Here is a 19799-nt window from a genome sequence, read left to right as displayed (position 1 = left end):
ACGCCCGGCCGAGAGTCTCACGCCATCTGCACATTCGTGCAGTTGGCGCGGTGCTGTCGGAACGGTGCCGGCTCCAAAGGCCACGGGGCCTCAGCCGCACTTAATTGCTACTCACCAGTAACAATGAATATCCCGGCGTGCTGGGGCCGGCCGGGTTGGGGTGGGCCGGACGCGGACCAATTCCCCGCACGTTCGTGCAGGCGGGTCCACCTGCGGGTCCAGGCTGCCTAGCATTTCTAGGACCGCACCCCGGGCACCGGCAGGCACACCGCCGCTGGCACCTCGGGCCGCGGAACCCCTGCTGACACGCGAACAAAGAGGTTTATATGTCACTGCTGAAACGCGCCCTGTCCGTCGCCGCAGCCGCCGTCCTGGCAGGCTCGCTCTCCACGGCTCCCGCCCAGGCCGACACCCTGGACATCGCGCCGCCGGGCGCCAACGACTGGTCCTGCAAGCCCTCCGCCGAACACCCGTACCCCGTGGTCCTGGTGCCCGGAACCTTCGAAAGCATGGCGAAAAACTGGTCCACGCTTTCGCCCTACCTCAAGAGCGCCGGATACTGCGTCTTCGCCCTCAATTACGGCGAGACCAACGGCGTCTACGCAACTGCCCCGGTGGCCGACTCCGCGAAGGAACTCGCCCCGTTCGTTGATGCCGTCCGCGCCGCCACGGGTGCGCCGAAAGTGGACCTGGTGGGCCACAGCCAGGGCGGCATGATGCCGCGCTACTACATGCACCTGCTGGGCGGCGCCAAGTACGTCCACCACCTGGTGGGCATTGCGCCATCCAACCACGGCACCCAGGGCCTGATCGTGCCGCCGCCGGATGCCGTCCCGAATCCCGCCTACACCACCCTGGGCTGCGCAGCATGCGCGGACCAGCAGGCCGGGTCGGCGTTCATGCAGGAACTCAACGCCAAGGGCGATACCGTCGCCGGCCCGTCGTACACCGTGATCTCCACCGTTTATGACGAAGTGGTGATTCCCTACAACAGCCAGTTCCTGGCGGGACCGGCCAGGCAGGTCACCAACATCACCATCCAGGACAAATGTCCTGCCGATGTCTTCGAACACGACCAGACACCCAACGATCCCGTGGTGCACCAGTTTGTGGCAAACGCGCTGGGCCAGGCCTCCGGCCCTGCGGACCCCGCGTACCAGCCCAGCTGCCTGTAGCCCGGACCGCCTTTACCAGCCGCGCCCGGCCCCGGCACCCACGCGCCGTGCCATGATGAGAGCCAGACAGTCCCAAGGAGGTATCCGGATGGACCGCACACCTGGCGGCACGGAGGGCGGGGTGGGGCCGGGCCCGCTGCAGCATCCATTCTTTGCCCGGGCATTTGCCCGGGCCGTGGGTGGCATGGACCGCCGCGGGGCAGCCGACCACCGCCGCCGCGCCCTGGCCGGCCTGCGTGGATCAGTCATCGAAATCGGGGCCGGGGCCGGCTCCTCCTTCCCGCTGTACCCTCCCGCCGTCACCCGCGTCCTGGCCCTGGAACCCGATGACTACCTCCGGGCCCTGGCGCAGAAACAGGCCGCCACGGCCAGCGTCCCCGTAACGGTGGTTGCCGCCGCCGCAGAGAACATCCCCGCGGAGACCGGCAGCGCCGACGCCGTGGTGGCCAGCCTGGTTCTCTGCAGCGTCAAGGACCAGGCCGCCGTGCTTGCGGAGATCCGCCGCGTCCTGCGACCCGGCGGAACACTGGCCTACTACGAGCATGTCCGGTCCCGGCACCCGGTCCTGGCCAGGGCAGAAGACCTCCTGACCCCGCTTTGGGGCCGGTTCATGGGCGGATGCCACCTCAACCGGGACACCCTCGCCGCCATCACCGCAGCAGGCTTCACGGTCCAGGACAACCAGCGCTTCGGCTTCGCCGTGCAGCGGCTGAACCCTCCGCTTGCCCACATCCTGGGCACGGCCACCAGCCCCGGACCACCGGGCTGACGTGCCCCGCTGGCACGCCGCACTGATATGTCATTGAGCGCCTGAACGCCCCGGTCCGCCTGGCCAACCTCGACCTTGGGCCCTTGGCGAGGCCACGCCGTCGTACCCTTGCCCTAAGCTAACGCCACGAAAGCAAACGTCCGAACGGATGCGGCATGACAGAGCTCAATGTCCGGGAGCGGAGCTCCCTCCAGCTGCCGATCACTGACGCCGCGAGCCTGACATCCGGGCAGACGCTGGCGCACCTGGCCTCCGGCCCGGACGGCCTGCCGGAGGAGGAAGCCGCCGCCCGCTTTGGCAGCCTTGGCCCCAATGCCGTCCGCACGCACCGCGCCAACGCCTGGGCCGTGCTGGGCCGGCAGTTCGCCAGCCCCATCCTCATCCTTCTGCTGGTCACCGCCGGGCTGTCCCTGTTCCTGGGTGACGCAACCAACTCGATCGTCATCGGCGTGATCCTGCTGGTTAGCGTGGGCCTTGGCTTCACCAACGAATTCCGCGCGGAGCGGGCGTCCGAGGCGCTGCACGACCGTGTCACCCACCGCGCCGTGGTCCTTCGGGGCGGAACCACCAGGGAAGTGGACGTTACCGCCCTGGTGCCGGGCGACGTCGTCCATCTCTCCCTGGGTGCCATCATCCCCGCCGACATCCGGCTCCTCGCCACCAACAACCTGCTCTGCGATGAAAGCATCCTCACGGGCGAGTCCCAGCCCGCCGCCAAGGACCCCGCTCCCGTGGCCGCAGGCGCGGCACTTGGCGACCTCGCCTCCTGCGTGTTCATGGGCACGGTGATCCAGTCCGGCAGCTGCACCGGGGTTGTGGTGGCCACCGGTGGCCGGGCTGAGTTCGGCCGCATCGCGCTGGGCCTGGGGGAGAGGCAGCCGCAAACCGAGTTCCAGCTGGGACTCAGGCGCTTTTCATTCCTGCTGCTGCAGGTGGCGATGGTGCTCACCACGCTGATTTTCGTGGCCAACCTGCTGCTGCAACGCCCGCTCATTGAATCCCTGCTGTTCTCGCTGGCAATCGCCGTAGGCATCACCCCGCAGCTGCTTCCCGCCGTGGTGAGCACGTCCCTGGCCACCGGTACCCGGCAGCTGGCCAAGCGGAAAGTGCTGGTCAAGCGGCTGGTGTGCATCGAGGACCTGGGGGATATGGACATCCTGGTCACGGACAAGACCGGCACCCTGACGGAGGGGCGGATCAGTTTCACCAGCGCGCTTCCGGTGACGCAGGACGTTTCCGAAGACGACCTGCTCACTTTGGGCCTGCTCGCCACGGAGGCCGACTACTCGGAAGGAAATGCATCCCCGGCAGGGCAGAACCCGCTGGACGCCGCCCTCTGGGACAGCCCCGGCGCCGCCGCCTTTGAACCGAAGCGTCATCAGCGCCTGGACATGATTGGCTTCGATCACCAGCGCCGCCGCACCACCGCGCTGGTCCGTGAAGACGGCGGCCCCGCCCGCCTGGTGACGAAGGGCGCCCCCGAGGACGTCCTTGCCCTGTGTGGGCCAACCCCACCCGCGGTGCAGAGGCTGTTGGACGAGCAGTTCGACGGCGGCTCCCGGGTGGTCGCCGTGGCAACCCGTCCGGCTGCAGGCCTGGTGGAGCTGGCCCCGGCTGATGAGCATGGGCTGACGCTGGCCGGGTTCCTCGTTTTCCTGGACCGGCCCAAAACCAACGCCAGGCAGTCCCTGGATCTGCTGGAGGCCCTGGGTATTTCGGTAAAGATCGCCACCGGGGACAACGCCAAGGTGGCGGAGAAAGTCTGTGCCGACCTGGACGTGCTCTCCGGCGGCACCCTCACCGGTGCCCAGGTTGAGCAGATGTCCGACGCCGACCTTGCCGCCGCCGCGCGGACAGCCACCATCTTTGCGCGCGTCTCGCCCGAACAGAAAGCGCGCATCATCAGCCTGCTGCGCCTCAGCGGCGGCTCCGTGGGCTTCATGGGCGATGGCGTGAACGACGCCCTGGCACTGCACAAGGCGGACATCGGCATCTCCGTCGACACGGCAACGGACGTTGCCAAGGACGCGGCCGACGTCGTCCTTTTGGACAAGGACCTGGGAGTGCTGGCGGACGGCGTGATGGAGGGGCGGCGGATCTTCGCCAACACCATCAAGTACGTGCTGATGGGCACGTCCAGCAACTTCGGCAACATGTTCAGCGCGGCAGCAGCCTCGGTGGTACTGAGCTTCCTGCCCATGCTGCCGGGCCAGATCCTGCTGAACAACCTGCTGTATGACTCCGGGCAGCTGGCTATTCCGGGGGACCGGGTGGACAAGGAGCAGCTGCGGGCGCCGTCCCACTGGGACATCGCCTTCATCCGGCGGTTCATGCTTCTCTTCGGGCCCATCAGTTCGCTGTTCGACTTCGCCACCTTCGCCCTGATGCTGTTCGTGTTCACCGCTGCGCCGGGGGAGTTCCGGGCCGGCTGGTTCATCGAATCCATCGCCACCCAGACGCTGATCATCTTCGCCATCCGCACACGGCGTGTTCCCTTCCTGCGCAGCCGGCCGTCAGCCGGCCTGATTGCCGCGTCGCTCGGCGTGGTGGCGCTGGGAATCTTCCTGCCGCTCTCGCCATTGGCCGGCCTGCTCGGCTTCGACCCGCTGCCTGTCCCGTTCTTCCTGGCCCTGATGGGCATGGTGGTGGTGTATCTGGTCCTGGTGGAACTGGCCAAACGATGGTTCTTTGCCCGCAGCGCCCAGCAGCTGCCCGCCCCGCCACCTCCCGTCAAGCGCCGGCACGCCACGCACCACATCGCCCGCAGGGCCTCCAGGTACAGCATCCCGGTCAAGGTCCCCAAGCCCGCGGTCCCCTCAGGCGTGCCAAGGCTTGGGCGGCGCAAGGCGCGGCAGGGGAGATCTGTCCGTAACCCATAACCCTTGTGGCGACGCCGGGGTTAGCATGGAGGAGAGAGAAGCTGGGGCTTTCGCTGAGATGTTCAAAGCAGGGTGATGAAGGCCGCCTTGGATCATGCTGTTCGAACTTTGGGGTGTACTCTCATGTGGCGTGAACCGATCAGGCGGCGGACCCGGGAACTTCTGCGGGAGTTCGTAGAACGGGCTGATGACCTTGTCCGGGCACAGGAACACGTTGAAGGCCTGCTCGGTGCAGTGGTGTCCCTGACCGAAGACCTCAGCCTGGAAGCAGTGCTTGACCGGGTGGTGCAGTCTGCTTGCGAACTGGTGGGAGCGCGCTACGGGGCTCTGGGCGTCATCGGTGATGACCAGCAGCTCAGCCACTTCATCACCGTAGGCATTGATGATGATGGAGCCCGCCTCATCGGTGACCTTCCAACCGGCCACGGAGTGCTTGGCGAACTGATCCGCGAACCCAAACCACTGCGGCTCCACGATCTCGGCGAACTTCCCATTGCCGTCGGTTTCCCCGCCAACCACCCGCCGATGGGCACGTTCCTGGGTGTTCCGGTCCGTGTCCGGGATGAGGTCTTCGGGAACCTGTACCTGGCGGAAAAAATCGGCGGCCAGGATTTTTCGGGTGAAGACGAAGACCTGGCAGTAGCCCTGGCTTCTGCTGCCGGCGTGGCCATCCAAAACGCCAAGTTGTTCGATGACAGCAAGCGGCGCCAAAAATGGCTTGAGGCGGGCATGGAGGTCAGTGACTGCCTGAAGGACCGGCCACGCTCGGATACCGAAAACCTGGACATGATCGCGGAACGGGCCGTTAAGGCCTCCGCTTCGGTCCTGGGGGTAATCGCATCCGCGGGCGGGGACGGAACCGTCAGGTGCCGTACATCTGTGGGCGTGCAATCGATGCCTGGCGGCCAGGAATTGCCAGCCTCTGACGTGTTATCCGAAGTCCTGGAAAGCGGGGAGTCCAGGGCGCTGGCAGACCCGTCCCTGGTATTTGACCATGAGCTGGCAGAGAAACTCGGGCCGGTCCTGGTTGCCGCCCTGGGAAGCAACAGTGACGGACACCGGGACAGTGTGCTGATCCTGGCCCGGGGGACCGGTGGAAGCCGCTACACGGACGTGGATGTTGAGCAGAGCGCCGTGTTTGCCTCGCGGATCGGCCTGACGCTGGACCTGCTCAAGGCAAACCAGCTGCGGGAAGAGCACGCGTTGTTCATCGACCGCGAGCGGATTGCGGCGGACCTGCACGACCTGGTCATCCAGCGGCTGTTCGCAGCCGGGTTGAGCATCCAGGGCCTGCGCCGCTACACCTCGGACCCCGTTGCCCATGAGCGCCGCATCGCCGATATCACCACTGAACTGGATGACTGCATCCACCAGCTCCGCGACACGATTTACTCACTGCAGGCCAGGAAACCCGACCGGGAACTCCTCAGCGGCCGCGTCCTGCGCGCCGTGCAGGAAGCAGCCAACGCCGGTGGCTTCCTGCCAAGGATCCAGCTCTCGGGCCCGGTGGATGACATCGTGGACGAGGAGGTGGCCGAACAATTGTTGCCGGTGCTGTCTGAAAGCGTCAGCAACGCCGTGCGGCACTCGGGCTCTGAAGAAATTTACGTCCTCCTCGCCGTTCAGGACGGTGACGTGGTCCTTACCGTCCAGGACCATGGCTGCGGATTTGCCGATCCCGGCCGGATCAGCGGACTGAACAACATGAAGAGCCGGGCCAGCCGGCTGGGCGGGACCTGCACCATTGAGAGCGCCCCCGGCCAAGGCACCAGCGTGACCTGGCGGGTACCCCTTCCGGCCTGACGGCGGCCTGCCCTCTCAGGACAGCATTTCCCACGCGCGCGGGATGGGAGCCGGGATCAACGGGCTGCGGCGCCGGAATCCCAACTTTTGCAGTACCGAGGACACAGTGCCAACCACCGCATCTTCGGGGAGCACCAGTTCCTGCCCGATCTGCCGGTTTGTCAGGCCGCGGGCCATGAAGGCAAGCACGTTCCGCTCCCTCCCTGTGAGGCCTTGCAGCCAAGAGGCAGAGGCGGCTGCGTACAAGCTTTCGGCAACCCTTTCCCGGACCTCCGGCCGGAACAGTGATGCGCCGGCGGCGGCACAGCGGATGCTGTCCACCAGATCCTTGCTGTTGCTCACCTGCTTGAGGACGTACCCGGACGCGCCCGCCAGCACCGCCGCCCGCACGGCATGCTGTTCGTCCCAGCCGGTCAGGATCAGGCATCGGACCCCGGGGGCCGTGGCGCGGAGGTCGCGGCAGACCTCGATCCCGGTTCCGTCCGGCAGCCTGTCGTCCAACACAGCGATATCGGGTTTCAGGCTGGGGATCAGGCGCCGGGCCTCTGCGGCCGATCCGCTCTCGCCGGCAATCGTGAACCCATCATTTTCGAGCAGGTCCTTCAGGCCCCGCCGCACCAGTTCATGGTCATTGAGGATGAAGATCCGGGCGGTCCCGGCTGGGGACTGAAAGACATCCCGGGGTTCTGCGGGTGTTTCCATGACGACGCTCTCATTGATTCGACGCCCTCCCCGGCTGCCCGTCTGATGCAGCCGCCCCGGTCGGAAGGATCCTCGTTCAATCATTTCGCGTCCCTCTGCTGTGCCAGCAGGGCCAAAAGTCCGTTCCTGATTCGTCACCAGCCGAAGCCACGGGGAGCCAATGGCCCGGCTGCCTCCTGAAGTTGGCGAAGGGCGCTGCAGCCAGAGCACCTCATGGTGTCTCCGGCCCCCTTTGCCCTGACCCACCGGTGCGATTCCTCCAGCCGGTACTCAAGCCAGCCCGAAAGCTTTTGCAGCCGGTTGAGTGCCACGCTGGCTTTCTCCCAGGAACTCCAGCGTCCCACGACGGCACCGTTGTCCTTGAAAATGACGTTGCACCCGCCATCGCCAATTTCCGCTGGGGCCTGGCCGCCAGGCGCTTCCTGACCGTACACGGCCCTGTACTCTTCAGAAGTTGCCACGGTGCCTCCCTGATCAGGCAGCTTTGGTTTGCGGGCGGGCGAGAAACGCCTCCAATGACTGGAGGGTGATGGTTGCGGCAGTGAAGGCCGGGCTGCCATGCGGGTGCAGGCGCTCCAGCAGGCCACCGTTGTAGCGGAGGCGGCGGAGGGCGGTGGACACGGCACGGATGGCGTATCCCAGGTCGCCCTGGTGCCGGAGCAGCGCGAGCGTCATGCCCTGCATTGATGCCAGTGCGACAGCAAGCACGTTTGCGTCCAGCTGCCGGCCCGCGGCCCGGTGACGGCGCAGCTGGGCGGCAAACCCGTCCCAAACCTCCCGGGCCGCAATCCGGGCCACTTCCGTCCGCGCATCCTTCTCCGCCAAACCGCGGCCCACCAGGTCCGCATGAAGGCATTCGAACCTGCTGCTGAGCTCCCCGGCCCTCCCGCCGGCTTCGCTGCCCGGGGATGTTGAGGGTTTGAAATTGGCAGGATGCAGGAGCATCGCCCGACGGCGGGAGGCGTCCTCCCGCGACAGCCGCGCGGGCTCCAGCGGCGCCTTCAGGGCGGGACGGAGCGTGCGGATGTCAGGCATGCTGGTCCTTTACAAGTGCAGCGAGCTTGCAGCATGTGCCTGCGGGGGCATCATCTGCGGTGACACTGCGGGAATGCCTCAGCGGCAAGGGAAGTGTGTGCAAGTGAACTGTGTGCAAGTGGACTGTGTGCAAGGGAACTGGGTCTCAGGGGAGGGGCGTCAGGGGGAAAGCCACTCCGGCCTCGCAAACCTGAGGACCCGGACGGCGCCCCTACAAGGATGCCAAGGGTCTGGGGTCCCGCTGTAGGGCTGAAAGTCCCGTCATGGGGGAGGACGGGTACAGATTCCCGCGTGGAAGGTTTGGAGATTTGGTTCCCTTGGAAGGCGGGGGCTTTGTGCCCTGTTTCCGGTTGCGGGGCCGCCCTAGCCTGAAATCAGCAGGGCGGCGTAAGGCCGCCTGCCGGATCCGGGAGGCACACGGTGAAATCGGCGAACGCAAGCATTATTGCAGGCCTTGTCCTTATTGGGCTGGGTGGGCTCTTACTGCTGGACCGGCTCGGCGTCATGGACACGGCAGCTTTTGTCGCACCGCTGATCTTCGCGGCCATAGGGGTTTTGTTCCTGTCCCTGTTCGTCCAGCGCCGGGAGAACTGGTGGGCGGCCATCCCCGGGTCCGTGTTCCTGGGCCTGGCAGCGGTCATCACCACCACGCAGCTCACCAACGGCGCATGGGGTGCATCTTTCCTCTTCCTCTTCATGGGTGGCGGGTTCGCCGCCGTGTTCCTCCGCGAGCGCACCAACTGGTGGGCCCTGATCCCGGCGGGCGTCATGTTGACGCTTGCTGTCATCGTGGCACTCCCGCAGGAACTGCAGGGCATGCCGACCGCGGCCGTCCTGTTCCTGGGCCTGGCAGCCACCTTCGGCGCGCTCTCCCTGGTCCCGGTCCGTAGCTCCGGGCACGCTGCCGACCACCCCAGCGAAAGGATGAGTTGGCCGCTGATCCCCGCGGCGGTCCTGACGGTCATGGGTTTGATCTTTGCGCTCCAGGCCACGGTGGTGTTCATTTCCCTGGACTTCGCCTTCCCGGCCATCATGATCCTGGCGGGAATCACGCTGATGGTCTACGCCTACGTCGCCCACCGCGACGGACGGCAGAAGACGCACGGCCCCGGGCCCCGGGCAGGCTAAGGGGCCCAGCGGGCCGGTAGGCCGGCCGGTGAGCCCATGCGGGCCATCAGAGGACCGCCTCCGCCCGGGTCCAGTGCCCACGCAGCAGCGCGGCGACCCTCTGCGGCTCAGCCCGGTGCGGGGGGTCGAAATGGTGGCGGCCCGGGAAGACTTCCAGCCGGTAATCGGAAAAGACGCGGGCCAGCCGGGCGGCGTTGTCGCCCTGCTCGTCCGGACTGCTCATGCCGCCCAGCACAAACAGCACAGGTTTCGTGAAGGAGGCAAGGCGGCCGCGGTCCAGGTCATAGGTGTTGAACGCCTGGAGGAAGGCGTTGATGCCTGCCGGCCGCTTGGCCATCCACGGCGGCGGCGGGCCGGGCGGCGGTGCCGGCAGGACGGCGTCAGGCTTTACCTGCAGCCTGATGAAGGCCGGCATGAACTCGTCCTGCGGCAGGGCGGACAACTGGCCGTAACGCTGCCACAGTTCGGTGTGGGCAGGGCTCCAGTCCCAGTTTCCCGCCCAGGCCGGCTCAAGCAGCGCCAGGCTGCGGAGCCGTCCGGGATGTGAGGCGGCGAGGGCCAACGCGGCAGCCCCGCCGCCGGAATACCCCACCAGGTGGAAGGTGTCCCAGCCATGGGCGTCGGCCTCGCGGAGCACGCCGTCCCCCTCTGTATCCAGGCTCCATCCCGGCGGCGGGGCATCCCCGGCGTAGAGCTCCAGGTCCTTGGCGATGGCGTCCACTCCGGGTCCCAGGACCTGCAGCAGCGCGCCGTAGGCGGGGCCGGCGGGAAGGACGCTGCCGGGAAGCAGGATCACGCGGAGCGGTTCCATGGCATTGTCTTTCGCCGGCGCCGGTCAGCGGCGCGCTGCCAGATGTCCGGTCACGTACTCGGCGTCCGGGCCCGCCCCCACGAGGGTGGCGGAGATATGGCGCGTGAGCCAGGGGAGCCCGACGGCGTACAGGCCCGGGTGCTCCGTCACGCCTTTCGTGTGGCGCGGGTAGTTCCATTCGTCCAGGAGGGGAAGGTCCAGCATGCTGAAGTCCAGCGCGTAGCCCGTGCACCAGATGATGGAGGTGATCCCTTCCGCCTTAAGGTCCAGCCGGGCGCCTGGCTCTGCCGGCAGCCAGTGGTCTTCCTCCGGCACGTCCGCCGCCGGAGCGTCGATCCCGGCAGCCTTGATGTACGCATCGGACAGCCGCCCCAGCCGCTGCCCGAACCCTGCCTCAACCAGTGCCAGGCGCTCGGCGAGGTCGTCGGTGAAGACGAGGACGCCGTCGTCGATTCCCTCGAACCGGCCGTGCAGCCGGACGCCGCGGCGGCCCAGTTCGCGCAAGTGCACGCTGTGGCCGCCGTCGTTGCCGGACAGCAGCGGATTGCACATGAAGCGCCCGGCGGGGGAGGGCAGCCCGTCCACCTGGAGCGCGTTGATGCCGTACTCCGGGCCGTGGACGTTCACCTCCACGATCCAGTGGAAGATGTCCTGCCCCCGGTACCGCCTGGGCGCCTCCGGGCAGCTGGACACGGACAGGTGTACGGCGCGGCCGGCGTCCAGCAGGTCCTCGGTAATCTGGCCGCCCGATTGCCCGGTGCCCACCACCAGCACCGCACCCTGTGGGAGCTGGGCGGGGTTGCGGTAGTCGTGGCTGTGCAGCTGCAGGACTTCGGGGGAGAGGCCGACGGCGGCAGGCGGGGTCCGTGGGCGCTGGAAGGCGCCGCTGGCCAGCACCACGTTCCGGGCGGCCCACGTGCCCCGGTCCGTTTCGAGGGTGAACCCGGCATCCGCCGGGGCGATCCGGGTCACCGTCGTGTCCAGCTCCACCGGGGCATGGATGTCCCGGGCGTAGCGGCGGAAGAAGTCGATGGTGGCGTCCCGGGCGATGAACCCGTCCGGTTCCGGTCCGTCGTAGGCCTTCCCCGGCAGGGAGACTGAAAAGTTGGGGGTGTTCAGGTAGAAGGAATCCCACCGGTCCTGCCAGGCGCCGCCCAGGGCGGGCCGCTGCTCCAGGATCCGGTGTTCCACGCCGCGCTGCGACAGCCAGTAGCTCGTGGCCAGGCCTGCCTGTCCGGCGCCTACTACCACCGTGTTGGTCTCATGGCGGGAAACCGCGGGGGCGGACATGGCTACTGCGCCGCCTTTGCGGTCCTGGACGCACGGGCTTTAGGTTCCTTGGGCTCTTTGGGCGGCAGGGACGCGACGTAGTCCAGCGCCTTCCCGGCCCAGGCCCGCGCCCGGGTGTCATCGCCGTCGCCCTCTTCATTCCACATTTCCGGCAGCCCGGTGTATCCGCCCATGGGCCGCTCGGCCGGCCCGAACGGCACGGTCCGCTCGGACGACTCCAGCACCTCCTTGTCCTTCGGGGAGAGCTTCACGCCGATGGTGGAACCGAACAGCCCGGCGAACATGTTGCCGTTGACGAACGCGCCAAGGTTGCCGAACATCGGCTTCACCACCACCCCCGGATGGTCGGGAACCACGCGCCGGAACCGCTCTTTGTCTTCCTCGGTGGCTTTGGGCATCTCCATGGCTTCATCTCCCGGTGGCAGGGTGTATCCGCAGGATCTGGATGCAGGATATGCCTATTCGGAGGCGGGGTCGAGGGTCCGGGATGCATGCGCCCAGCCGGCAATAAATCCCGTCCTGAGCAGGTTAAACTTCCCGGCGGAGTGCTATATATAGCTCAAGGCAACTATTTTGTGGCTGCCCCGCCAGGTCGCATGGATCCGGGATTGTCCCGGGGGCTGGAGGCAACGGTGCTGAACACGCCGGCCTCCGCCCCGGCTGCAGGAATCCGGTGCCGCCCGGCCAACCGTCCCGCCACTGCACCCCGGCTCGCGTTCGTTGCCCTCGCCGCGCTCGTCCTCCTCACCGGCTGCAGCGGCGGCACCAGCCAGTCGGTGGCCACCGCTGTGAAGGACAGCTCCTCCGCGGTGGCCACAGCCCGGATCGCGCTCCGGCAGGATATGGACGGCAAGCTGACCCGCGCCGCCACCTCCACCGCCCTCGACGATGAGCTAAAAGAAGTCCAGGGGAGCCGGAACACCGTCCTCAACCTCTCGCCGGCAACGCAGGAGGACCGCGACACCCAGAAGCAGGCACTGGACGTGCTGGACCATTGCGCCGCGGGGTTCGCCGTGGCGCGCGCCACCCTGGCAGGGAACGACGGCGGCGCCCCCTCCCTCGCGGACGGTGACAAGGCGCTCGCGGACGCGCAGGACGCCCTGAAGCAGCTCGAAGGCAAGGTGGGGTCACAATGAGGGCGGAACCGTGAAGCGGCTCCTCGGCGTCGCGCTCGGGATCCTCACCGCCATCGGCGGGTTCGTGGACATCGGGGACCTGGTGACCAACGCCGTTGTCGGTTCCCGCTTCGGCCTGTCGCTGGTGTGGGTGGTGGCCGTCGGCGTACTGGGCATCTGCCTCTTCGCCAACATGTCCGGCCGGGTGGCGGCCGCATCCGGCCGCGCCACGTTCGAAGTGATCCGCGAACGCCTGGGGCCCCGGGCCGGGCTGGCCAACCTCTCGGCGTCGTTCCTAATCAACCTCATGACGGTCACGGCGGAGATCGGCGGCGTGGCCCTGGCCCTGCAATTGGCCAGCAGTGTGTATTACCTGTTGTGGATTCCCGTTGCCGCGGTGGCAGTGTGGCTGGTGATCTGGCGGGTGCGGTTCTCCATCATGGAGAACGTCACGGGCGTGCTGGGGCTGACGCTGATTGTCTTTGCGGTGGCGCTGTTCCTGCTCAAGCCGGACTGGGGTGCGCTCGCCGGGCAGCTGGCGCCGGCCGTGCCGGAGCAGGAAACGGTATGGACCTACAGCTACTACGCGATCGCGCTGTTCGGCGCTGCCATGACCCCCTATGAGGTCTTCTTCTTCTCCTCCGGGGCCGTCGAGGAAGGCTGGACCGTGAAGGACCTGCTGCAGGAGCGCACCAACGTCCTGGTCGGCTTCCCGCTGGGCGGCCTGCTGTCCGTGGCGATCGCCGGGTGCGCCGCCGTCGTCCTCCTGCCCGCCGGTATTTCGGTGACGTCGCTGTCCCAGGTGGTCCTGCCCGTGGCGGAGGGTGCCGGGAAGGTCGGGCTGGCGTTTGTGCTGGTGGGCATTGTGGCCGCCACGTTCGGCGCCGCCCTGGAGACCACCCTCTCGTCCGGATACACCCTGGCCCAGTTTTTTGGCTGGTCCTGGGGGAAGTTCCGCCGGCCGGCGGAGGCCGCGCGGTTCCACCTGTCGATGATGGTGTGCCTCCTGGTGGGCATGGCCGTCCTGGCCACCGGTGTGGACCCGGTGCTGGTGACCGAATACTCGGTGGTGTTCTCCGCCATCGCCCTGCCGCTCACGTACCTGCCGGTCCTCATCGTGGCCAATGATCCCCAGTACATGGGCGAGCATGTGAACGGGCGGGCCGTGAACGTGCTGGGAATGGTTTACCTGGTGATCATCCTGGTGGCCTCGCTTGCCGCCATCCCGCTCATGATTGTGACAGGAGCCGGCTCATGACGTCGCCATCCGGTCCTTTGCCGCCGACGCGCGTAAGCGGCCGCATCCTGGACGCGCAACTGCACCTCATGGACCGGCAGGTCCTGGACCACGACGGCGTCCCGGTCACCACCGTGGACGACCTTGAGGTGGGCGGGCCTGATTTGGGCGTGGAGATTCCGGCGGGGACGGCACCGCCGGCCATCACCGCCCTGCTGACCGGCGCGGTCCTGGGCACGCGGATCTTTGGCGGCAGGCCGCCGTCGTCCCGGCTGATCCGCATCCCGTGGAAGGACGTGGCGGAAGTGGGTGTGGTGGTGCGCCTTGGCGTGAGCGGGGAGCCGCTGGACGCCGGCTGGGTGGAACGGTGGGTGCGGGACAAGATCATTGCGCGGATACCGGGAGGCCGCCATGATCCTCGGTGACCTGCTGGGCACACCGGTCCACGATGCCGACGGCGGACGGCTGGGCCGCGTTGCCGACGCCCGTTTCGTGCTGGACGGAGCCCCGCACCAGCTGATGGCGGAGCCGCGGCTGCTGGGGCTGGTGGTCAGCCCGCACAGTGTCGCATCGTTCCTGGGCTACGAGCGGAACGGCCTCACCCGGCCCTGGCTGCTGGCCCGGATCCTTCGGTGGCGGCACCGCGGCTCGTTTTTGGTGCTGTGGGAGGACATATCGATGGTGGGGCCGCACTCAGTCCGGCTCCGGCCGGGATACACCCGCTACAGCACGGCGTTGGAAGGCGGCGGCCAGGTTTAGCGGCGCCCAACAGGTGCGGGATTAGGTGTGGGCGGAAACTCCTGTAGTGTTGAGACTGTTGTTGTGTTTATGCAGTTGGTAGTTCAGGCAGTACGCGCGGTCGAAAGTCCGTGTTCTTCTGAAGTAGCGGTTTTTGAACACCCCACGCCGGAGGGCCCGAAAGTCGGGATTTTCCCTCCACCTTCACGAAGGACAAAAATAATGGCTACTGGTACCGTCAAATGGTTTAACGCTGAAAAGGGCTTCGGCTTCATTTCCCCGGACGACTCCTCGCAGGACGTTTTCGCGCACTACTCCGCGATCAACTCCAACGGCTTCCGCTCCCTCGAAGAGAACCAGAAGGTTTCCTTCGACACCGAGCAGGGCCCCAAGGGTCCCCAGGCCACCAACATCCAGGCTCTCTAATTCCTTAGAGTTCCGGGACCGTTAGGTTTCCAAGCAGGGCCTGCCGTTTATCGGCAGGCCCTGCTTTCTGTTTAACCCGTGTGTGCCAGTTCCCCGGGTTGGGCCTTGCCCAGGGCTGAGCGTTGGGCGGGCATCTTCCTTGGAAGAACCGTCTCGACAAATGTGAATTGCAGGAGCACTCTTGTACTGCGCACGCCTCTGACGTGCGGAACCAGCGCCTTGGCTGGGAAGAGAATTGAACCTGCGCGGCACCAGTTGGGGTGGTGCATATCCGGCCCCGATCACCGGCCGGCACTGGCTGCCAGCGCTCCCCGGCATCGGCAGCCGGCACCTTCACTCCGAAAAAACAGTGGCCGGTTGGGCCAGTCATGCAATGGGTTTGAATCGGCCGCAGCTGCAAATCGGCATTTAACAGATCGCCGTTCAAGAAAGCATCGCCATGAAGCACTATCGGGGAATCAAACCGAGATCCAACAAGCTGGCATTGATTGTGGCATTCGCTGTCGCATTGCTCGCCTCCCTGGCTGCAGCCGGCCCCGCGTCAGCCGACGGATGGGGCCACCGGACCTGGCAGGTACAGGTGGGCTCTGAGTCCAGCGACCAGGAGATCCAGGGGATGGCCTTCCTTCCCTCAGAGATCTACATCAATGAGCGGGACACCATCACCTGGCAGGCAAACTCCGCAGAAATACATACCGTGACGTTCCTGGCGGCAGGCCAGTCGCTGCAGCCGTTCAATCCGTTCAGCGACGATGAGCTGCAGAAGCGTGGAAAGGATTATTACGACGGAAAGTCGTACTACAACTCCGGCATCCTGGCCAATGTGGACGTCCCTGGCTTCCCGGATGCGAGGAGCTACACCCTGTCCTTCCCCCGGGAAGGAAACTTCACCTACTACTGCCTGGTCCACGGCACGATGATGAAGGGGACCGTGCACGTGCGCGACCGGGGCACCGACTACCCGTACAGCCAGGCTGACTACGACAAGGCATCACGGGCGCAGGAGCGGGCCATCCTCCGGGACGGGCACCAACTGGACGCATCCCTGGCACAGGAGGCATCCAACCACAAGGTGATGGCAGGCGGTGACGACGGCGTGGCCATGGTCATGCGGTTCGTGCGGCCCACCGTGACGGTGCACGTGGGCGAGACGGTGGAGTTCGTCAATGACGGCATGGGCGCACCCCACACGGTCACCTTCGGCACTGAACCGGCGAACATTTTCGCCCCGTCCGGCGACCCGGAGCATTTCACCGGCGGCGACCTTAGTTCGGGCATCATCCCGCCCGGTGGCGGCACATTCGAAGTAACGTTCAAGTCCGAAGGAACGTTCGAGTACATCTGCGCACTCCATGACTACATGGGCATGGTGGGCAAGGTGAGAGTGGTCGACTAACGCCGGCTACACGGTCCGGCCGGGGCGGTTGCCCCGGCCGGACCTGCGTTTTCCGGGTCAGTGCAGCCCCATGGCCTCCCGCACCTCATCGAGGATGTGGTGCATGGCCCGTTCAGCCTCCGCCGTGTCACCGCCGGCCACGGCTGAGGCCACGTCCTCGTGCGCCTTCAGCGCCTCGTTCCTCGGCTTGAACGGCATGAGCCCCTGCCGGGTCCGGCTGGTCAGGACCTCCGCGATCATTCCTTCCAGCGCACGGAACATTTCATTGCCGCAGCTTCGCAGCAGCAGCTGGTGGAAGGCGATGTCGGCGGTCAGGAAGGCCTGAAGATCACCAGCCTCGCCCAGCTTGCGGAGGTCAGCGGCCAGGGCCACGAGCTGGGCACGTTCGGCTGCGCTGGCCCGGCGTGCCGCCCCAGCGGCCGCGATGGGTTCGACGGCGATGCGTAGCTCGGTCAGGCTGCTGTACTGCAGGTCCCGCCGGTCCGAGGCCAGCCGCCAGCGCACCAGGTTGGGGTCAAACACATTCCACAGGGACGGTTCCTGCACCACGATGCCCACGCGACGCCGCGAATAGACCAGGTTCATCGATTCCAGGACCTTCATGGTGTCCCGGGCAACGGTCCGGGAGATGCCGTAGTCGTGCTGCAGCCCTTCAAGAGTGAGGCGGGTGCCCGGGGCCAGCTTCCCGGAGGCTATGGCTACCCCCACTGCCTCAATAACCCGGCCCTGCGTGGCTGGGGCAGGCCCGCCGTCGTGCACTTCATCGCCGTCCTGGACTGTCGCCGTCGACATTCTTTTCCCCGTTCCCTTACGCGCCGGTGCGCCCCTCAAGAATAGCCCCCTAACCGCCAAAGGTATGACTTGTGACACGAATAGATAGTATCTATTGCTCAAAAAGGTGATACCTTATCGCTTGGTCCGATGAACACCGGACCCGCAGCGAGCTTCTTCGAAAGCCAAAGACGTCTTCTCCGGAGGTATGACATGCAGTATCCAGCCACGCACCTGGTGGTCATGGGCGTTGCCGGTTCCGGCAAATCCACCCTGGCGGCCGCCCTGTCCCAGCAGCTGGGATGGGCCTGCGCCGAAGCAGATGAGTTCCATCCAGAAGCGAACATCACCAAGATGAGCCAGGGGATTCCGCTCCAGGACGAGGACCGCTGGCCCTGGCTCGATGAGATCCGCAGCTGGATGACCGCGCAGGCCGCCGCCGGCAAGAGCACCGTCCTCACCTGCTCCGCGCTCAAGCGCGGCTACCGGGAGCTGCTCGCCGGCGCCGAAGGCCGTGTCATCTTCCTCCACCTCGACGGCGGCGCGGACCTGATCAGCCAGCGGATGCAGGGCCGGGTGGGCCACTTCATGCCGCCCGCCCTGCTGCCCAGCCAGCTGGCCACCCTAGAACCGCTCAGCCAGGAAGAGCTCGACGCCGGCAGCCTCCGCCTCGACATCTCGCACTCACCCGAAGAGCTGGTCGCCGCCGTCGTCCGGGCCCTGAACCTCCCCGCCGGCCAGGCGCCCAAAGCGTCCTGACCCCGTAGTCCCCAACCCTGTTTCAAAGGAGAACCATGACCATCGAAGGATGGACCCAGACGATGGGTGCAGGCCCCCTGCTGCTCATCGCCGCGGCGGCAATTCTTGTGCTGCTGTTCCTCATCATCCGGCTGAAGATGCACGCGCTGGTGGCACTGATCCTCATCAGCCTCGCCACCGCCTTCGCCACCGGAATCCCCGCCAACCAGGTGGTTCCGGTCCTGATCAACGGCTTCGGCACCACCCTGGGCACCGTGGCACTGCTCGTCGGCCTCGGCGCCATGCTCGGCCGCATCGTGGAAACCAGCGGCGGCGCCAAAGTCCTGGCCGATTACCTGATCGGCGTCTTTGGCGAGAAACGGGCACCGTTCGCCCTGGGCCTGGCCTCCCTGATCTTCGGCTTCCCCATCTTCTTCGACGCCGGCCTGGTGGTCATGCTGCCCGTCGTCTTCGCCGTAGCCCACCGACTTGGCGGCGGCGTGCTGCGGTATGGACTTCCGGCCGCCGGCGCGTTCTCGGTCATGCACATCTTCCTGCCGCCGCACCCGGGGCCGGTCTCGGCCGCTGCATTCTTTGACGCCAACATCGGCCTGGTGCTGATCGCCGGCCTCATCACCGCCATTCCCACCTGGTACGTCACGGCCTACCTGTATGGCCTCTGGACCGGCAAGAAGCTGGTCCTGCCCGTGCCGGAAATCCTGGGCCACGCCAGCGCGGAGGCCGAGTCCCACCCGCCCCGGTTCCGCACCATCATTGGCCTGCTGCTCCTGCCACTGGTCCTGATCTTCCTCAACACCGGCCTGAACACCCTGGCCTCCTCCGGCGTGCTGTCCGACGCCGTGAAGAAGGAACAGTGGTTCCAGCTCCTTCGCACCGTGGGTGAAACGCCGGTGGCGCTGCTGATCGCCGTGCTCGTGGCCATGTATGTCCTCGGAGCCCGCCGCGGAACCCACGCCGGTGCCCTGGAGAAGCTGCTTGAGTCCTCGCTGGGCCCGGTCTGCTCTGTCATCCTTATTACCGGCGCCGGCGGCATGTTCGGCGGCGTCCTGCGCACCTCGGGCATCGGCGCGGCGCTGGCTTCTGTCCTGGGCAACCTGGGCATCCCGCTGATCCTGGCCGGCTTCCTCATCTCCGCCATCCTGCGCATCGCCCAGGGTTCGGCCACCGTCGCACTGACCACCACCGCGGGCCTCATCGCCCCGGCAGTGGCCACCGCGGGGCTGACCGGCATGCAGGTGGCGGCGCTGGTCATCGCCGTGGCTGCGGGCTCAGTGGTGGTCTCACACGTCAACGACTCCGGCTTCTGGCTGGTTGGCCGCTTCTTCGGCATGGACGTCAAGACCACCCTGAAGACCTGGACCGTGATGGAAACGCTGATCGGCGTGATGGGCTTCGCCGTCGCCGCGGTCATCTTCATGGTGGCCGGTATAGGGGGCTAAGTCCGCTCTCAACCAAGCAGCGCCGACTGCCGTTCTGAGCCTTCGGAACGGCAGTTGGCGCTTTTGCTTGACCTGTGGTCAGGGAGCATGGGTGGGCCCCGAAACCCGCGAGGGGCTCCGGGGCCGTGCAGTCCTCAGACCCAGGGGAGAAGCTGCGGGCTTTCGGATCGCTGAAGGGATGTACTGCCCCATGTCAGTGGGAACCGACCATGGTGTCTCCTAAAGCGGTGAGCCGGATGTTGATTGCTCGGTGCCGCTGGACTGCTCCGCCACGGTAGGTGAGGTCGTATCGTCATAGTGGGGCTGCTGGTTGCGGGATGACAGCG

The 19799-nt window shown here is 66.6% G+C and carries 20 protein-coding genes; 13 read left to right on the top strand and 7 right to left on the bottom strand.

The window, feature by feature from the left end; translation table 11 throughout:
* Positions 1 to 326 precede the first annotated feature (326 nt).
* From FB478_RS11850 to FB478_RS11835, 4 genes are all read left to right on the top strand, one after another.
* Complete coding sequence (locus FB478_RS11850) at positions 327 to 1175, top strand: triacylglycerol lipase (protein WP_144600569.1); 849 nt, start codon at positions 327 to 329, stop codon at positions 1173 to 1175.
* Positions 1176 to 1263: 88 nt separating this feature from the next.
* Positions 1264 to 1944: a class I SAM-dependent methyltransferase gene (locus FB478_RS11845; RefSeq protein WP_134164611.1), complete on the top strand. Its 681-nt coding sequence runs from the start codon at positions 1264 to 1266 to the stop codon at positions 1942 to 1944.
* Between the two features lie 155 nt (positions 1945 to 2099).
* Positions 2100 to 4823 carry a magnesium-translocating P-type ATPase gene (gene mgtA, locus FB478_RS11840; RefSeq protein ID WP_144600567.1) on the top strand — a complete coding sequence of 908 codons (2724 nt, stop codon included), beginning with the start codon at positions 2100 to 2102 and terminating at the stop codon, positions 4821 to 4823.
* A 123-nt stretch (positions 4824 to 4946) separates the two neighbouring features.
* Positions 4947 to 6626, top strand: coding sequence for a GAF domain-containing sensor histidine kinase (locus tag FB478_RS11835; protein WP_144600565.1), 1680 nt, complete (start codon positions 4947 to 4949; stop codon positions 6624 to 6626).
* Positions 6627 to 6641: 15 nt separating this feature from the next.
* Here the strand turns inward: FB478_RS11835 and FB478_RS11830 are convergent, their stop codons facing one another.
* From FB478_RS11830 to FB478_RS11820, 3 genes are all read right to left on the bottom strand, one after another.
* A complete protein-coding gene (locus tag FB478_RS11830) occupies positions 6642 to 7328 on the bottom strand; it encodes a response regulator transcription factor (RefSeq protein WP_018770421.1) in 687 nt (228 codons plus the stop codon).
* Between the two features lie 134 nt (positions 7329 to 7462).
* Positions 7463 to 7789, bottom strand: a complete 327-nt coding sequence (locus tag FB478_RS11825; RefSeq protein WP_134164607.1) for a hypothetical protein — start codon at positions 7787 to 7789, stop codon at positions 7463 to 7465.
* Positions 7790 to 7802: 13 nt separating this feature from the next.
* Positions 7803 to 8363 carry a hypothetical protein gene (locus FB478_RS11820; protein ID WP_144600563.1) on the bottom strand — a complete coding sequence of 187 codons (561 nt, stop codon included), beginning with the start codon at positions 8361 to 8363 and terminating at the stop codon, positions 7803 to 7805.
* 420 nt (positions 8364 to 8783) lie between these two features.
* Between FB478_RS11820 and FB478_RS11815 the strand changes: the two genes are divergently transcribed.
* The gene (locus FB478_RS11815; RefSeq protein WP_056393356.1) at positions 8784 to 9491 is read left to right on the top strand and encodes a hypothetical protein; all 708 of its coding nucleotides are present in this window, start codon (positions 8784 to 8786) and stop codon (positions 9489 to 9491) included.
* 46 nt (positions 9492 to 9537) lie between these two features.
* Here FB478_RS11815 and FB478_RS11810 read toward each other — a convergent pair whose 3' ends face one another.
* From FB478_RS11810 to FB478_RS11800, 3 genes are read right to left on the bottom strand one after another with little or no spacing between them, the layout of a single operon-like run.
* Positions 9538 to 10302: an alpha/beta fold hydrolase gene (locus FB478_RS11810; protein WP_144600561.1), complete on the bottom strand. Its 765-nt coding sequence runs from the start codon at positions 10300 to 10302 to the stop codon at positions 9538 to 9540.
* Between the two features lie 24 nt (positions 10303 to 10326).
* Positions 10327 to 11592, bottom strand: coding sequence for an NAD(P)/FAD-dependent oxidoreductase (locus FB478_RS11805; RefSeq protein WP_144600559.1), 1266 nt, complete (start codon positions 11590 to 11592; stop codon positions 10327 to 10329).
* A gap of 2 nt (positions 11593 to 11594) precedes the next feature.
* A complete protein-coding gene (locus FB478_RS11800; RefSeq protein ID WP_144600557.1) occupies positions 11595 to 11996 on the bottom strand; it encodes a TfoX/Sxy family protein in 402 nt (133 codons plus the stop codon).
* Positions 11997 to 12188: 192 nt separating this feature from the next.
* Here FB478_RS11800 and FB478_RS11795 point away from each other — a divergent pair, with 192 nt between their 5' ends.
* The 6 genes from FB478_RS11795 to FB478_RS11770 all read left to right on the top strand — a co-directional run bounded on the left by FB478_RS11795 (position 12189) and on the right by FB478_RS11770 (position 16504).
* Entirely contained in the window at positions 12189 to 12728 is a 540-nt protein-coding gene (locus FB478_RS11795; RefSeq protein ID WP_144600555.1) for a hypothetical protein, read from the top strand.
* Between the two features lie 10 nt (positions 12729 to 12738).
* Complete coding sequence (locus tag FB478_RS11790; protein ID WP_144600553.1) at positions 12739 to 13965, top strand: Nramp family divalent metal transporter; 1227 nt, start codon at positions 12739 to 12741, stop codon at positions 13963 to 13965.
* The gene (locus FB478_RS11785) at positions 13962 to 14369 is read left to right on the top strand and encodes a hypothetical protein (protein WP_144600551.1); all 408 of its coding nucleotides are present in this window, start codon (positions 13962 to 13964) and stop codon (positions 14367 to 14369) included. Before FB478_RS11790 ends, FB478_RS11785 begins: the two co-directional genes overlap by 4 nt.
* A complete protein-coding gene (locus tag FB478_RS11780; RefSeq protein ID WP_018770411.1) occupies positions 14356 to 14703 on the top strand; it encodes a PRC-barrel domain-containing protein in 348 nt (115 codons plus the stop codon). Before FB478_RS11785 ends, FB478_RS11780 begins: the two co-directional genes overlap by 14 nt.
* Positions 14704 to 14904: 201 nt before the next feature.
* Entirely contained in the window at positions 14905 to 15108 is a 204-nt protein-coding gene (locus tag FB478_RS11775; protein WP_009372930.1) for a cold-shock protein, read from the top strand.
* A gap of 439 nt (positions 15109 to 15547) precedes the next feature.
* Positions 15548 to 16504, top strand: coding sequence for a plastocyanin/azurin family copper-binding protein (locus FB478_RS11770; protein ID WP_144600549.1), 957 nt, complete (start codon positions 15548 to 15550; stop codon positions 16502 to 16504).
* A 57-nt stretch (positions 16505 to 16561) separates the two neighbouring features.
* Here FB478_RS11770 and FB478_RS11765 read toward each other — a convergent pair whose 3' ends face one another.
* Positions 16562 to 17296 carry a FadR/GntR family transcriptional regulator gene (locus tag FB478_RS11765; protein ID WP_186447789.1) on the bottom strand — a complete coding sequence of 245 codons (735 nt, stop codon included), beginning with the start codon at positions 17294 to 17296 and terminating at the stop codon, positions 16562 to 16564.
* 192 nt (positions 17297 to 17488) lie between these two features.
* Here FB478_RS11765 and FB478_RS11760 point away from each other — a divergent pair, with 192 nt between their 5' ends.
* The gene (locus FB478_RS11760) at positions 17489 to 18034 is read left to right on the top strand and encodes a gluconokinase (RefSeq protein WP_056393373.1); all 546 of its coding nucleotides are present in this window, start codon (positions 17489 to 17491) and stop codon (positions 18032 to 18034) included.
* Positions 18035 to 18069: 35 nt separating this feature from the next.
* Complete coding sequence (locus FB478_RS11755) at positions 18070 to 19473, top strand: GntP family permease (RefSeq protein WP_018771829.1); 1404 nt, start codon at positions 18070 to 18072, stop codon at positions 19471 to 19473.
* The last annotated feature ends 326 nt before the right edge of the window (positions 19474 to 19799 follow it).

This window comes from Arthrobacter sp. AG367, from assembly GCF_007828995.1.
Taxonomy (GTDB): domain Bacteria; phylum Actinomycetota; class Actinomycetes; order Actinomycetales; family Micrococcaceae; genus Arthrobacter.
This window is presented reverse-complemented; position numbering and strand designations above follow the sequence as displayed.